General features: G+C 25.4%; 1 pseudogene. It reads right to left on the bottom strand.

The features are described 5' to 3' along the window. A pseudogene (locus ACY2RX_RS14815) lies at nt 1-244 on the bottom strand (sulfatase); the annotation flags it as partial.

Genomic DNA, 244 nt, shown 5'->3' with positions numbered 1-244 from the left:
TTTCAACTAAAACTTGACCAGATATTTTTAAATTACTCAAAAATCGAAGAGAAGAAGCACCTAAACGAATACTCAAATAATCATAGTAACCAAAAGCGAAAAGATAAAATAATACAAGAATTAAATAGGCGACTACTAAGTAAGTATTTGCAATTTTCTTGTAAAATTTCTTTGGAAAAAACCGATAGTTAACAATTAAAATTAAAATTGCTAATGGAAAAAAAGTAATTACTGCAAGTTTAAG

It is taken from the genome of Polaribacter sp. 2405UD43-2, from assembly GCF_058147125.1.
Note: the sequence above shows the minus strand (reverse complement) of the source record. Positions and strands in the feature narration are given on the sequence as shown.